Annotated in this window: 15 protein-coding genes; 10 read left to right on the top strand and 5 right to left on the bottom strand. The window is 42.2% G+C overall.

Annotated elements, in window-relative coordinates; translation table 11 throughout:
* Nucleotides 1-178: 178 nt before the first annotated feature.
* The 6 genes from AC0L6H_RS01560 (at nucleotide 179) to AC0L6H_RS01535 (ending at nucleotide 6,890) form a co-directional block, all read left to right on the top strand.
* The gene (locus tag AC0L6H_RS01560) at nucleotides 179-1,804 is read left to right on the top strand and encodes a GMC family oxidoreductase (RefSeq protein ID WP_473392158.1); all 1,626 of its coding nucleotides are present in this window, start codon (nucleotides 179-181) and stop codon (nucleotides 1,802-1,804) included.
* Between the two features lie 81 nt (nucleotides 1,805-1,885).
* The gene (locus AC0L6H_RS01555) at nucleotides 1,886-2,782 is read left to right on the top strand and encodes a prenyltransferase (protein ID WP_473392157.1); all 897 of its coding nucleotides are present in this window, start codon (nucleotides 1,886-1,888) and stop codon (nucleotides 2,780-2,782) included.
* A 46-nt stretch (nucleotides 2,783-2,828) separates the two neighbouring features.
* A complete protein-coding gene (locus AC0L6H_RS01550) occupies nucleotides 2,829-4,064 on the top strand; it encodes a hypothetical protein (protein ID WP_473392155.1) in 1,236 nt (411 codons plus the stop codon).
* Nucleotides 4,061-5,251 carry an ABC transporter permease DevC gene (gene devC, locus AC0L6H_RS01545; RefSeq protein WP_473392154.1) on the top strand — a complete coding sequence of 397 codons (1,191 nt, stop codon included), beginning with the start codon at nucleotides 4,061-4,063 and terminating at the stop codon, nucleotides 5,249-5,251. The genes AC0L6H_RS01550 and devC overlap by 4 nt, the downstream gene beginning before the upstream one ends.
* Nucleotide 5,252: 1 nt before the next feature.
* Complete coding sequence (locus AC0L6H_RS01540; RefSeq protein ID WP_473392152.1) at nucleotides 5,253-5,948, top strand: ATP-binding cassette domain-containing protein; 696 nt, start codon at nucleotides 5,253-5,255, stop codon at nucleotides 5,946-5,948.
* Between the two features lie 204 nt (nucleotides 5,949-6,152).
* Nucleotides 6,153-6,890 carry an SMI1/KNR4 family protein gene (locus tag AC0L6H_RS01535; protein ID WP_473392151.1) on the top strand — a complete coding sequence of 246 codons (738 nt, stop codon included), beginning with the start codon at nucleotides 6,153-6,155 and terminating at the stop codon, nucleotides 6,888-6,890.
* 231 nt (nucleotides 6,891-7,121) lie between these two features.
* Here the strand turns inward: AC0L6H_RS01535 and AC0L6H_RS01530 are convergent, their stop codons facing one another.
* From AC0L6H_RS01530 to AC0L6H_RS01515, 4 genes are all read right to left on the bottom strand, one after another.
* On the bottom strand, nucleotides 7,122-8,396 hold the full coding sequence (locus AC0L6H_RS01530; RefSeq protein ID WP_473392150.1) for a type II toxin-antitoxin system HipA family toxin: 1,275 nt from the start codon (nucleotides 8,394-8,396) through the stop codon (nucleotides 7,122-7,124).
* Nucleotides 8,383-8,727 (bottom strand): helix-turn-helix domain-containing protein, encoded by a 345-nt coding sequence (locus tag AC0L6H_RS01525; RefSeq protein ID WP_473392148.1) that lies wholly within the window; start codon nucleotides 8,725-8,727, stop codon nucleotides 8,383-8,385. Before AC0L6H_RS01525 ends, AC0L6H_RS01530 begins: the two co-directional genes overlap by 14 nt.
* Nucleotides 8,728-8,884: 157 nt before the next feature.
* Nucleotides 8,885-10,039 carry a TonB-dependent receptor plug domain-containing protein gene (locus AC0L6H_RS01520; protein ID WP_473392146.1) on the bottom strand — a complete coding sequence of 385 codons (1,155 nt, stop codon included), beginning with the start codon at nucleotides 10,037-10,039 and terminating at the stop codon, nucleotides 8,885-8,887.
* A gap of 48 nt (nucleotides 10,040-10,087) precedes the next feature.
* Complete coding sequence (locus AC0L6H_RS01515) at nucleotides 10,088-10,270, bottom strand: hypothetical protein (protein WP_473392145.1); 183 nt, start codon at nucleotides 10,268-10,270, stop codon at nucleotides 10,088-10,090.
* 315 nt (nucleotides 10,271-10,585) lie between these two features.
* Here AC0L6H_RS01515 and AC0L6H_RS01510 point away from each other — a divergent pair, with 315 nt between their 5' ends.
* Both AC0L6H_RS01510 and AC0L6H_RS01505 read left to right on the top strand, forming a co-directional pair.
* A complete protein-coding gene (locus tag AC0L6H_RS01510; RefSeq protein WP_473392144.1) occupies nucleotides 10,586-11,014 on the top strand; it encodes a hypothetical protein in 429 nt (142 codons plus the stop codon).
* Complete coding sequence (locus AC0L6H_RS01505; protein ID WP_473392143.1) at nucleotides 10,987-11,808, top strand: DUF418 domain-containing protein; 822 nt, start codon at nucleotides 10,987-10,989, stop codon at nucleotides 11,806-11,808. Before AC0L6H_RS01510 ends, AC0L6H_RS01505 begins: the two co-directional genes overlap by 28 nt.
* An 82-nt stretch (nucleotides 11,809-11,890) precedes the next feature.
* Here the strand turns inward: AC0L6H_RS01505 and AC0L6H_RS01500 are convergent, their stop codons facing one another.
* Nucleotides 11,891-12,265, bottom strand: a complete 375-nt coding sequence (locus AC0L6H_RS01500; RefSeq protein ID WP_473392141.1) for a hypothetical protein — start codon at nucleotides 12,263-12,265, stop codon at nucleotides 11,891-11,893.
* A gap of 219 nt (nucleotides 12,266-12,484) precedes the next feature.
* Here AC0L6H_RS01500 and AC0L6H_RS01495 point away from each other — a divergent pair, with 219 nt between their 5' ends.
* On the top strand, nucleotides 12,485-13,894 hold the full coding sequence (locus tag AC0L6H_RS01495) for a WS/DGAT/MGAT family O-acyltransferase (protein WP_473392140.1): 1,410 nt from the start codon (nucleotides 12,485-12,487) through the stop codon (nucleotides 13,892-13,894).
* Between the two features lie 116 nt (nucleotides 13,895-14,010).
* On the top strand, nucleotides 14,011-14,481 hold the full coding sequence (locus AC0L6H_RS01490) for a phasin-related domain-containing protein (RefSeq protein ID WP_473392139.1): 471 nt from the start codon (nucleotides 14,011-14,013) through the stop codon (nucleotides 14,479-14,481).
* The last annotated feature ends 73 nt before the right edge of the window (nucleotides 14,482-14,554 follow it).

Raw genomic sequence — 14,554 nt, 5'->3', positions numbered from 1 at the left:
CTATTGTGGAGATAAGCGCATTGTTGTCAAGGTTGTAGGACACTTGCATAAACGTTTAGGCTTTTTATTTAACAGAAAAGTAACACTGACCCCCTTTTTTTGCTAATATGACTGGTAGGACGTCAGATGAGTTTGAAATGATGTCATATTATTTTTGATTAGGTAGTAAACGTAATTCATGCATACATTATCCCAAACCCAGTTTGATTTCATCATTGTTGGTGCAGGTTCTGCAGGCTGTGCACTAGCTGCTCGCTTGTCTGAAAATCCGCAGCATTCTGTTTGTTTAATTGAAGCGGGCACAAAAGATAAAAATCCTCTTATTCATATTCCCTTTGGCTTGTCGCTGTTGGCAAGAGTGAAAGGCATAGGCTGGCAGTATGCGACGGCCCCGCAAACAAATTTAGATAAACGAGAATTGCATTGGCCACGCGGTAAAACACTCGGTGGTTCTAGTTCGATAAATGCGATGATTTATATCAGAGGCGTAAAAGAAGATTACGATAGCTGGGAATCTCAGGGTGCAAAAGGCTGGGGTTGGGACTCGGTATTGCCATATTTTCTTAAGTCAGAACATCAGCAAAGTGGTTTAAGGGGCGAGCATGCGACTACAGGGCCACTTGGCGTAAGCGACCTACGTCAAAAAGACGTGTTGTCTGAATCTTTTGTTAAGGCTAGCGAAGAAGTGGGCGAAAACATCGTGACTGACTTTAATGGGCCGCAACGTGAGGGGCTCGGTTTTTATCAGGTGACACAAAAAAATGGCCAACGATGTTCAAGTGCCAAGGCCTATTTAACTGAAGCCATGGCAAGGGATAATTTAACGGTTATTACGCAAGCGTTGGTTGAAAAAGTCGTCATAGAAAACAAAGTTGCCAAAGGGGTAAAAGTATTAGTCGATGGTCAGTCACTTACATTGAGTGCTGTTAAAGAGGTAATTGTGTCGAGCGGCGCAGTCAACAGCCCACAAGTACTCATGTTATCAGGCATTGGGCCCAAACAAGCGCTAGCAAAACATGGCATTGAATGCATTGTTGATTTGCCGGGTGTGGGCCAAAATTTGCAAGACCATCTTGACGCAATAGTTCAACATAGGTGCGAGGCCAGGGAAGGCTATGCGGTTGCCTTAACGGCCTTACCCAAATATATAAAATCCGCATTTGACTATGTATTCAAGCGCAAAGGCGTGTTATCGACAAACATTGCAGAAGCCGGTGGTTTTGTGCAAACCAAACACGCAGACGGTTTGGCAGATATTCAATACCACTTTTTACCAGCGATATTGCTGGATCATGGGCGTAAAACTGCCTTTGGATATGGATTTGGCTTACATGTTTGCTGTTTATATCCCAAAAGCAGGGGCGAGATTAGCTTGCAGTCGTCAGACCCTACTGTTCCAGTGCGAATCGATCCTAACTATCTATCCCATGAAGACGATGTCAAAGTTATGATTGAAGGGGTTAAAAAAGCCCGTGAAATTTTAGCCGCAAAGGAGTTTGCACAATATCGCTCACGCGAGATTGGCCCTGGGCCCGAAGTACAAAGCGATGAAGAAATACTCGCCTTTATTAGAAAGCGTGCCGAGACCATTTACCATCCAGTAGGAACCTGCAAAATGGGCGACCCTGAAGACGCAGATACGGTGGTCGATCCTCATCTTAAAGTAAAAGGTGTAGAGGGACTTAGAGTGATTGACGCCTCTGTCATGCCCAGTTTAATTAGTGGCAATACCAATGCCCCCACCATTATGATCGCCGAACGCGCAGCGGACCTAATTAAACAGCACTACTCACAAGACAAGTAAACAACAAAAATCAACATTGCCAAAGCTGCCCCTGCTGTATAACATTAACAGCATCTTTTCGTTCTCGGTAAATATACAGCCATGAGCAGTCATGTCGCTACGGTCATTAAATCTACTCGCCCGCCTTTTTTACTTTTGCCTTTGGCATCGGTCTTTTTAGCTATTGCCATTATTAAAAGCAGCGGCGCTGACATTAATATCTTATTTGCGGCGCTGGTTGTTGTAGGTGCACTTTGTGCTCATGTTAGCGTAAATGCCTTAAACGAATATCAAGATTACAAAAGCGGGCTTGACTTCGCTACGATTAAAACCCCCTTTAGTGGCGGCAGTGGCAGTTTGGTTGCACAGCCTGCAAGTGCTTTTTATGTGTTGCTTACGGCGATAGTAACTCTTGGGATTACCCTCATAATTGGGCTTTATTTTATGCAACACATTGGTTGGGCGCTTTTACCCATTGGCGTATTAGGGGCGCTAACCATTGTTCTATATACTGAATGGCTAAACCGAATCCCCTTACTTTGTTTAATTGCGCCAGGCCTAGCGTTTGGGCCTTTGATGATATTAGGCACTGAAACCGCACTGCTTGGTGATTTTTCTGCAATCGCTATAGGACTATCGCTGGTGGTCTTTTTTCAGGCAAACAACCTCTTACTGTTAAATCAGTTTCCAGATCTTGAAGCTGACAAAGCGATTGGCCGCAGGCATTTTCCTATCGCCTATGGAACAAAGAAAAGTGCTTGGGTTTATGGTTTATTTACCTTAGCAAGTTGTGCTGTGATTATAGCTATGGTGGCTTACTGTGATATTCCTAAGTTATGTTTGCTGGCAATAATTCCGGCGGGTGCTGGGTTTGTGGTTATGAAAGGTGCTATAAATTACGCATCACAAATCGACAAGTTGATTCCCTTTATGGGCATAAATGTAGCCATTACTCTTACTACGCCGGTGATACTTGGGATTACCTTGCTGCTTGGTTAAGTTCCTAAGACTTTTACTATAACTATTTTCATACAAAGGAACCCTCATGACGGCGCAAAAGCCATACGATAGTGCTTCATCCGATGATTCATCACTGCCACTTATCGATAATGGGACTAAGCCTTTAAAACGTCAGAAAAAGCGTTCAAGAATTTCGCGTAAACTGCTGTGGATAGTGCCTTGCGTTTTTATATTCGCCACAGGGGGTTTTGTTGGTTTGTATTTTCAGCCCCCAGGCTTGCAATTTTTTATGAAAATAACGGGGTTGGCGCCAGGAGGAGGCACTGAGCATCCAATAGCCACAGCAAGCCCCAAAGCAAATGAGCAACGTATAGAAAATACAGCGCAAGTAACAACAGCTCTTGGCACATTGTTACCCTTTGAGGATCTGTCTATTCTAGCGCCGCCATATGGGGCTGTGAATGCCCGTGTGGCTAAATTATTTGTGCAAGAAGGACAAACATTGCAAGAAGGCGACATTATCGCCACGATGGATAACCTAGGCACATTGCAAGCACAGCTCGATACCGCGAAAACGGATGTAGAAGTAGCACAAGCTAAGCTTGAGCAAACTAAACTAAACCTTAAAAACAATCGCCTAAAAGCGCTGGCAGAAGTAGAGCGTAATCAAATCAATTATCATCAATCAAGTAGCGATGCACAAAGAGGCAATGAATTAATTAAACAGGGCGTTATTACTCAGTCTGAGTTAGACAAACTGCTCACGCTAGAACAAGCTAGTTTACAAGCATTGCAAAGCGCCAAAGCGAATTTAAATAATTTTCAATATGAGGATATAAGCCAACATACTGAAGTAAGATTGGCGCAATCCGACTTAGCTGCCGCAAAAAGCAGAATGGCAGCCAAACAAGAAGATGTGAATAACGCGACGCTAAGAGCGCCCTCAGACGGGGTAATATTGTCTATTCATGCACGAGTTGGCGAACGACCCGGAGAGTCAGGTATTGCCAGCTTTGGTGATACTAGTCGCATGCAAGCAAAGTTAGAAGTGTATCAGTCTGATATTACGCATGTGCATAATGGTGCAGCGGTAACACTGCGTTCACAGGCAATTGGCGATCAAGTGCTCAAGGGCCATGTAAGTAGGATTGGTCTAGAAGTAAAAAAACAACAATTGGTCGCACAAGCGCCCGCCGCAAATACCGACGCCAGAGTAGTCATTGTCACGGTAGAGTTAGAACCAAACTCATCGCTTATAGCAGCATCATTTAACGGACTAGAGGTGATTGCCACTATTCATAGCGAACAAAGCAAGTCATGACCTGGTTTAAGCTAGCATTGACTAAGCTGCTTGGGCGCATCCCCATTGGCTGGTTGCAACTTAGTTTTAATAAAACCAGGATGCTAGCCGCTGTGTTTGGCGTTGCTTTTGCGAATATTTTGGTATTTGTGCAGCTTGGTATCATAGGGGCCTTCAACACCAGTATTCAAATGAGCTATTCGCCCCTTGTCGCAGACCTTATTATCTCCTCGATTGATGCCAATACGCTCTCAGATGGCTCCCCGCTTGCGCGCAGGTATATGTACCAAAGCATGTCAAACCCTGAGGTGGCAGCTGCAAGTCCCGTTTATATTGGCCTACTTAATTGGAATATCCCTAACGGTAATGCAGCTAGCATGATGGTTTACGGGATAAAACCAGAAGCCAAGGCCTTTGTAGCGAAAAGCCTGCACCCTTATTTGGCGCAAATAAGCTTACAAAATACTATGTTACTTGATGCAAAAACGCGCGGACTAGATACCTCAACCCTCGCGCAATTAGTCGACTCGAAGCATAAGATTGAACTAAACAATATTGCACTAACGCTCGCCGACACAATTTCGATAGGAAGCGGCTTTGGTGCGGATGGCAATATCATTGTGTCAGACCAAACCTTCTTACGTTTATTTCCAAAACAAAAGGCAGGTACACCTTCACATATATTGCTTAAGATGCAAGCGAATCATACTGATGAAGATGTCCAGGTGCTTGCTGCAAAATTGAGTAACATGCTGCCAAGCAATGATGTTCAGGTACATAGCTTAAAAGACCGAATCAGTAACGATGTAAGCTATCAGATGACCAAAAGACCAGTGGGAATTATTTTTGGCTTTGGTGTGTTTATTGGTGTGTTGGTAGGGGTGGTGATCGTTTATCAAGTATTGTCTACCGACGTTGCCGATCACATCAAAGAATACGCGACGTTTAAATCAATGGGATATGAAAACCGCTTCTTTTTAGGCGTGATTATCGAACAAGCGGTTTTATTAGGGTGTATAGGTTTTATTCCCGGTAGCGTTCTTGCCTTTATTATTTATACGGCAATGTCGCATGCAACGGGACTCCCTGTGGCAATGGATTTTAGCCGCTTAGTGCTGGTGTTAGTGGGGACTATTTTGGCGTGCATATTATCTGGTTTTATTGCGACGCGACGCCTAAAAAATGCAGATCCAGCGGAGTTATTTTAGTATGCCGCGGCCGCAAAATGCGATTCAGGTTGAGCAACTCAATCATTATTTTGGAGAAGGTGAGGCGAAAAAACAAGCTTTGTTCGATATTAACCTATCGATTCGAACAGGTAGCTTAACCATATTGATGGGCCCTTCAGGCTCAGGCAAAACCACCTTGTTAACCTTAATGGCTTGTCTTCGTTCTATTCAAACTGGCAGTGTGAAATTGCTAGGTCATGAACTGTTTCAAACCAGTGAAACACAGCAAACTGACATTCGCCGTCAGCTTGGTTTTATCTTTCAGGCACATAACTTACATGAAAGTCTAACTGCACTTGAAAATGTGCTGATGGGCCTGCAAGTACATGGGAAAGCCAATCTACCTCAACAAATCATAGCTGCTAAACACATGCTTACTATCCTCGGCTTACAAGAGCGTATTGATTACTTACCCAAAAACTTATCGGGAGGACAAAAACAACGCGTTGCAATTGCAAGAGCCCTTGTTGCAAATCCTAAGGTTATCTTTGCTGACGAACCAAGCGCTGCGCTAGATAAAGAGTCAGGCCGCCAAGTCGTAGGAATGCTAAAGAAACTCGCCAAAGTAAGACAAACTACCACCTTAATGGTTACCCACGACAACCGCATTCTAGATTTAGCAGACAGAATAATCACCATGGAAGATGGGCGTATTGTGAAGGATGAGATTGTCTGACCCTTTCTCGCTTGCATAAAGGCCTGCACAAAGCAGGCCTAATAGCTTTGATATTTGAAAACAGAGTGAAAATGATAATAATGGTTTTTTAGTCTTGTCCTACTAATCGAAGAATAAAAGACTTAACTAAATAGTAAACCTAATTAACAGTCACTGTTTTTCGTGAGTTTAGGTGAAATAGAATCAAAGCAGGGTAAAGTAACGATGGCACATAAAAAGAAAAACCAATTAACCGTGTCTCCCGAGTGGGCTAAACATCTTCGTAAAATCGGTAAACGTTTGTTTTGGAAAACAGAGCGTTTGGCGGAAAAGATACAAATTGATGATGAATTAGCCAATAACGAAGAGCCTAAGAGACAATCAGAAATAGATTGGAATATAGAACAAATTAGCATAAAACTAAGGTTATTAGCGTCGGTTGATCAAGACTACGGTGTTTTTGGCGCTTCTCATCACCGCTATCAATTCGGTTCGTCTATTTCTGAGAGTGACTTAGAGGAATTTGAAGAAGAGTTTAAAGTTGCATTGCCAGCAGATTATCGCGCTTTTTTGTTGGCGTTTGGGAATGCCAGCGCTGGTCCTTGTTATGGTCTCTTAAGTTTACGAAAAGGCGTTTTGGACTTGCCACAAAATGAAAGTCAATCAAGTGTTATTAACTTGTCGCAACCTTTTAGATTTGACGCTGCATGGAACGAAAAAGAAAACGAAGATTATGATGATGCTAAGTGGTGTGATGGGATGTTAAGGATTTGCCACGAAGGTTGTGGTTTTTTTGCAAATTTAGTTATTACAGGCAACGAATCTGGCACTATATGGATTGATGGTCGCGTTTCAGAAGAAGGTATTTATCCTTTGAGCTTCAATGAAAAAAATACAAGGCTAAGCTTTACAGATTGGTATTTAAGATGGCTAGACGATTCGCTAGCCAAGTTCCCCAAGTAACGATTTACGATACTATGACCATATTATGCTATTTTGCACTACAAATAGCGAAAACCTGAATTCCTATCCCTATGTGCCGCTATGATTGTTGAACGAACTGGCCAAGGTAATTGACTTTTAATATGCGACCTAATCCACTACCAAGAGCCTTACTGCAGTAAGTGCGACTTAGCTGACTAAAAAAATCGATGATTTTAAATCATAAAGTGTATGTGATAATTCTTTAAATGTTTATTGGACCGAAAATGGATTTAAAAACTGCCGTCCCCAAAATAATTTTCGGTCTACTTCGCTTAGCTCTGCTTCGTCACAAACACTTTGCCAATTATTTTCAATCACTGATTTGTGATGCTCGAATAATTCCCTGGCATCATACTCTCTGATAAGAAATTTTTGAGCAGCACTTAAACACGTTTTAAACTGACTTAAATTATTGTCACCAATAATGCGCATGGCTTGCCCAGTTTCATTCCCTGAACGCCCTTGTGGACAAATGTCATAAGCAGGTGTGAGGCTTAAATTCTTACCGTCCCAAAAAGCTGCATGGTTTCTAGCATGGTCATCTGTGTTGCCGCATAAGATATTGAAGAGAAGACGCGAGAATAGCTCTCTCAGAGTATCTCTAGGGTTCGTAAAACGATGACGTATGATTTCTGCCAGTGTTTCGTAACTTGCATAACGTGCCATCATATCATCAAGACCAAATAATGTGAGTGCAGACACCATCGATTTGCGCGACCAGTCTATAGTACCATCTGCGCTAGCTTCTTTTACTCTATCAAAACGCTCAATAAGAATAACGTCCTTGTTGGCCGCCTTTACCATTTTTACAGGTGCAACATCTATCCCAACTAACGCTGCTAGGCGCATAGCAATGAATTCTGCCTTGACAACACTATAAAGGTCAGTGCTTGCAGAGAATTTAGCGATGTACTTTATACCATTTTCTTCAATAAGGGCTTTTGGTCGAGCGCCTCCAATTGAACTGCCGTGATATAAGGCTTGATCGAGCTCTGGAGTAAGCGGGATGCCTTTTTCAACGCGTTCGGCAGATTGCAGTAGTTCTTCCATAGTGACATTATTGGCAGATCTTGGAACATACTCAGTAGGGGAAAGCTGAAAATCAAGAGCGCCAATACGGTCAGATCCAGACTCTAGAAGATAAGTGAGTTCGTCTAGGGTATTCGTATCGGTACCTGCGCCTTTTTGTCCTAATTTCTTATTGATAATGACGCGGCGTCCCCAAGCGTCCGGCGCACTATCTCGTATACAGCCCGGCATACTTAGCCCACCTATGTTAGGCAAAATGCCAGACGTCATCGGCAATTCAGGTTCATAAATTGGAATGGAGGGCGTATTATTTCTGCGTTCTAAATAGCTCTTACCATAATTAAACATAAGAGAGTTATTATCTGCTTCAAGTTTTCCAGCAATTATTGGATTTGTCTCGCCCGGAAGCCAAATCCACACGTAAGCTTCAGTATATTCGGCATTAGAAGTCATCATCTACCACCTTATTCTTTTTGCGTGCATTTTTCGGCAGCAATGCAAGCTTTTCGTCAGTTTGTTTTATGTGCCGTGCTAAGGCAAAAGAAGAAGGAGTTGCATTGAATAGATTTACACCCACAATCGTTGCGACTTCAAATACAGCGCCGATCTCGCATTTAAGGTCGGCTTTTTCAATTCGTTGGAGCATACTTCTGGATATGCCTGCACGCTCAGCTACTTCCTGAGCGCTTAACTTGCGTTCTAATCGGGCAGCACGAATAAGCCCTGATAGCAGGATTATAGCTTCTTCGGTATAACGTGAATAAGACCGTGGTACTGACTTTGGCATTATGATCTCCGCATTTTCGGTTGCACACTTAGTTAGTTAATAATTGGATTATATATAACTCAATAGGAACCATAATGACTTATATGTGACTCACACATTAAATGGCTATAATGCGTCAGTCAAGCTTAAATTGGCATCAATAATGCCCAAGATACGATTAGAAACGATAGTTAGCCCTTATTCCAATCGTTCGTGGTCTTAAGCTAATGTATGGATTAGGTTGGGCGGCACCAATATTGAGAATCTTGTTATCATTGTTAGTTAAATTTTCGGCGTAGGCCCTTAACTGCCAACTCTCTAGGTCTAGGGTTAGACTCGTTTGTAAATAGGAGTAGGCCTCGTTTACTGCAAAATCGGGGTTTGCTATACCTAAACCACTGGCGTTGGAAAATCGGTTATTGCTGTCATCAACATATCTTGCGTCAATCCGCCAGGTTAACTCGTAATTATTATTTAACTCCCATGCTCGCGCCAGACCAGCATTGATCATTAATTGTGACGTTCCGGGCAGTTTGTCACCATCAAGAGCCCCAGACAACAGACTTTGTTTGGGGCTCACACCATCAATTTGGGCACTTTGCGGTTCATTGTCGATATCTATCAGGCTCAGCAATATATTCAATGACTGTGCCGGTTGCCAGCGTATCGCCGCTCGCATCTGTGTTTCTTCTAGATCATTGGATGTTCCTAGGGTGACGTTCTCGACCCAGCCTTCTTCATTCCGACGCGAGCCAACGATCCGCAATGCCAATGTATCCTCGATTAACGGAATGTTAGCCATGGCGTCGTAGCGTTGACGAAGCTCTCTTCCATCAGTACTGCCTAAGTCAATGCGTGCTGCGCCATCAAAATCATTAAACTCTGGCAAGTTAGTTATGATCCTAACTGCGCCACCAATATTACCTGAACCGTACATAATCCCCTGAGGACCGCGAGCGACCTCAATGCGCTTAACATCAAACATACTAATATCAGGTTGTAGTATTTCGGCATAGGTACCGGTAATGGACATATCATTGACATAAAGACCAACAGGATCCTGAGTAAGAGAAACACCAGCCAAGTGACCAATCGCATCTTGCAAACTATCAACACCTAGAGTGAATAACTCCTTTTCACTAAGCACTGATATTGAACTGCTGACATATTGAATTGGCGTTGACCCCTTATTGATTGATACTTCAATCACTTCAATATTGGACAGCTCTTCAAAAGTTTCTTTCGCCACACCACCAAAAGACATTCCCGCCAACGTAAAAGCAAGGGTAAGGGAGTTAAGATTACACAATCGATTATCTTTTTCTAATGTCATTTTTATTTCTTGTGTTTCACTTTTTGCGTTGCGCGTCGATGTTCTTGGCTATTTATCACTTAAATAGCCATCACCGTCCTTGTCTTCTCCTGAAAACTGGCCAGTGATTGAGCCCCCATTTACAAAACCGTCAATAGTAAATTCAAAAGTTCTTATGGGAGCAGCAGAACCTACTTGTGACATAATTAAGGCAGAGATTGCCACTAAATATTTTATCCATTTGTTACGCATCGTATTCTCCAAAATTAGTTGTTTTAATGCGTTTCTATTAAACATTCTAAGGCGTTATAAAGTCCTTAGGAAAAGCTGATTAAAACCTTGTAATGTGCTTAAGGGCTCTCTAAGGCTAAAAACGCTTAGCTTGGGCTAGTTTCAAGAGCGCGAATAGACAGAGCGCATATATTTCATTTTTATAAGGATCAGTCGTGGCGTATTGACCTTCAGGAATCTGTTTGGCTCATCCTTTTTTAGCGTTAATATGTTAATGTAATTGCAAGAGGGACTAATAACGTGTCGAAGCCCTGCATAAAATAAGGTATGGCATTTATGGAAAACCAAAATACGCCAACAGTAACTTCTCGCTATGATATTCTTGATGCACTTCGCGGCTTCGCCCTATTTGGTATTTGTTTTGCAAATATTCCTTTTTTTGCCGGGTGGATTTTTGTAAGCCCTGATGCTAAACATGATTTCTTAGGCGCAGGTCTTTACGACGCGTTTATATTATTTATAGTCGATGGTCGTTTTTACACCATTTTTTCATTTTTGTTTGGTCTCGGTTTTTCGCTGCAACTATCTCGTTTGCAATCTAAAACGAATACTAATTCAAGCTATATTTACCTGCGTAGATTAGCCCTTCTTCTTTGCATTGGCTTTATACATCTCACTTTTTTTGGGCTGGCGATATACTTTTACTGTACGCGGTTCTTGGTTTTGTGCTTTTTTTCATGCGCAATATTGCAGACAACAAATTAATAATTATTGCTGTTATTTTGCTATTGCTTCCTGTTGCAGGGTATTTATTGTTTTGGATTGCAAATGTTGAGCCTAGCCTTGGTATGTATCAGCTAGCGGGTTATCTAGTCAATGGTGAGCAAAATATGGGTTCTTTTCTAAATGGATTTTATGAATCGGTAACAACCCCTAATATGTTGAGGTATTTTGAGTTAAATCCAGCACTGGGCGTTGGTAGAATCGGTTATCTGGTTGATACTTGGCGCATACCAAAAGTGTTAGCTGTTATGCTAATTGGAATGTGGGCCGGTAGACAATTATTGTCAGGTAGGTTGCTTGAAAATAAAGATTTAATTAGGAAAACGATCTTATATGGTTTGGCGATAGGTCTACCTTCAAGCGTTGTCTATACTTATTTATCGGGCTTAAATTCTTTTCAAGCTCATTCCATAGAAGGATTATGGTCAGTCATTGCCTATCTATTGGCGGTATTTCCATTGGGGTTTGCTTATTTAGCCATTTTTGCACAACTGTGGCATAAGCATGCTAGTTGGCTAAAAGTGTTTGCGTCACCTGGTAGGATGGCATTAACAAATTATCTTATGCAAACTCTTATTGGTATCACTATTTTCTACGGTATTGGATTTAATCTTTCAATCACTTATGGACCCTTGTCCTTTGCTCTAGCTGCCTGTTTAATCTTCACTTTCCAAGTCATATTTTCCAACGTGTGGTTCAAATATTTTCAGTTTGGACCGGTGGAATGGACATGGCGTGTCCTTACTTATGGACGATGGTTTAGATTAAAAAAATAATCTAAGTACTCATCATGCTTGTTTTCTTACTTTCCATGATGGGTTTAATTAAGTATCGCTTGGCCAACTTTCCCTTAATTCGTTAACACCCCGCATCTACAATAGCTTGCAATAGCAATTTAACTGCCTTTGGCATGTCATCACCATCAGCCATGGCCTGTTCAGCCGCGGCGGCTAAACGATATGCACTTGATTGTCTTTGATGCATTAATGCTAGCTGCAACTCTTCACTTTGATAAGGCCTGACCAAATCTTCAATATCACCCCACTCTAGCGCGTCACAATTTATACTGATAATCCTGCCGCTAATACCGAATGGCGAATTTAGCGCTAACGCATCCTTATGATTCGAGACCCCGATGCAACCTCCTAGCACAATCAGAGCCGCTAACAAAAAAATTGTTTTCACATGTCGAACAAGACTTTTCGCTATCATTGAATATTGATTGATTCGCATTTTTGCAGATCCCTGCTAATGTTTATATGTCGCGGGCAAAGTTTCTACGATACATTAGCATTTTCACATTCAGCAGAAAAGAATCGCACGCAACACAAGACATGTCTGAATTTATTCAAGCGTAGAACGCTTGCACCTTATTCATCATTTAAATTGAATTCATCACCATGCTGTGTGTACACTAAGAAATCAACATGTAACGGTATTGAGTAAATAATTATGTCAAACAAATTAAGTGCGCTGGATCTCGCGTTTTTATCTCTTGAGAAGCAAAGTACGCCGGTGAACGTAGCGAGTCTGACTATTTTCGAAATCCCCAAAAACTACAAAGGTAATTATACGCGGGACCTATTGGCTAAATTAGAACGCCAAGCGCCTGGGCCGCCTTTTAACCAAAAGTTAAGTTCGGTGCATAGTGCTGCATTGCCTAGTTGGGAAACTGACGAAAACTTCGATATCCATTACCATGTGCGCCATTCTGCGTTGCCAAAACCGGGCAGTGTTGGTGACCTTTTAGAACTCGCATCACGCTTGCATAGCCGACTTTTAGACAGAGAAAGGCCCTTGTGGGAGTTTCATTTAATTGAAGGTTTAGAGAACAATCAATTTGCCTTGTATATGAAGATGCATCATGCCGCAATCGACGGGATGGGCGGCATAGAATTGATGGAGAACTGCTTAAGTTTAGCTGCGCAAGATGAGGTGATAGCGCCGTGGGTTGGTATAGCGAAGCGCAGAAAAAATGCGATGCAGGCGACGATGAGTTTGACAGAAAAAACCACAAAGCTTGTTGAAAAAGTGGGGTCGAGCTCAAAAATGGTTCAAGACCTCTCGAAAATGTTTTTGGGTCAGGGCTTAAAAGCCATTGGCATCGACAAAAACACCTCGCCAGTGCCATTTAGCGCACCTAAATCTATGTTTAACGTTCCAATTACCGGTTCGCGCCGCTTTGCGGTCAAAGCTATCTCGCTTGAGCAACTTAAAGAACTAGGTAAACAAGCCAACGCAACGGTGAACGATATTGTGCTTGCGCTATGCTCAAGTGCGTTGCGCCGATATATGAAGGAAAAAGGCGTATTGCCAAAGAAATCACTCATCGCGTCGGTTCCGGTTTCTGTGCGTCAGGTTAATCGTTCGGGTAATCAAATTACCTACGTGATTGCTGATTTGGCAACAAATGAATCAGACACCATGACGCGCCTACAAAAAATTGGCAATTCTACCAAAGATGCAAAAAGTGAGTTGGTGAATGTGTCTGCAGATGCCGCGACTAACTTCGCGGTTTTAGCGCAAGGCTTAGTGGCGGTAATGAATCAACTGAATCTATCAAGCATTACTCCAGCGGCTGCAAATATTACTATTTCAAACGTACCTGGGCCTAGGCAGCCCCTTTATTTTGGGCAGGCAAAACTCAAAGCAACTTACCCCCTATCGGTGTTGATTGATGGGCAGTCACTCAATATTACCGTAGTGAGCTATTGTGACACCATTGGTTTTGGATTGATGGCGTGTCGAGATACTATTCCTGACGTCCAGCTAATCGCCGACTATATAGAAGAAGCTATTGACGGCATTAAAGGCGGGATTTACTTGCGGGATTTAATGCAAGCCCAAAAGAGCGATGGCTAGTTTGCTGATTATTTTTAATAAATTGCTTAATTAGTATGCGGTTTCTAATTTATCTCTTTAACATATCTACTATTGAAGAGAGGCTTTAAATTTTAAACTATCACAAGGTGAATAACATGACTAACATCGATAAAATGAAAGAAACCGCAACTAATGCAGAAAACATGATCAAAGAAACTGCTTCTAACGCTGAAGACATGGCTCGCAAAGTATGGCTTGCTGGTTTAGGCGCTTACGGTAAAGGCTATGAAGAACTAACTGGCCGTATTGAAAGCTTTTCAAATGATTCAAACAAGTTCTTTGACGAACTAGTCGCAAAAGGCCAAAAGCTTGAAGCCGAAGGCAAAGGGAAAGTTGAAGAAGTGAAAAATGACGTAGCTTCTAAAACTGATTTTGAATCTCGTTTAGAAACAATGCGTAGCAAATTTGGTTTTTCGTCTAACGATAACGACGAAAAAATTGAAGAGCTAAGTGCCAAAATCGACGCCTTGACTTTAGCCGTAGCTAAATTAAGCGCCGAGCCTAAAGCGAGCAAAGCACCAAGAGCTAAAAAAGCGACAGCAGCGACTAAAACGCCTAAAGCATAATTGTTAAAGCTGATGCAAAGAAAGAGAGTAGAAATACTCTCTTTTTTTTTGCATTCGTAGTTGTGCCGCAGAG

The sequence above is a fragment of the Glaciecola sp. G7-5 genome (genome assembly GCF_055808975.1).
Note: the sequence above shows the minus strand (reverse complement) of the source record. Positions and strands in the feature narration are given on the sequence as shown.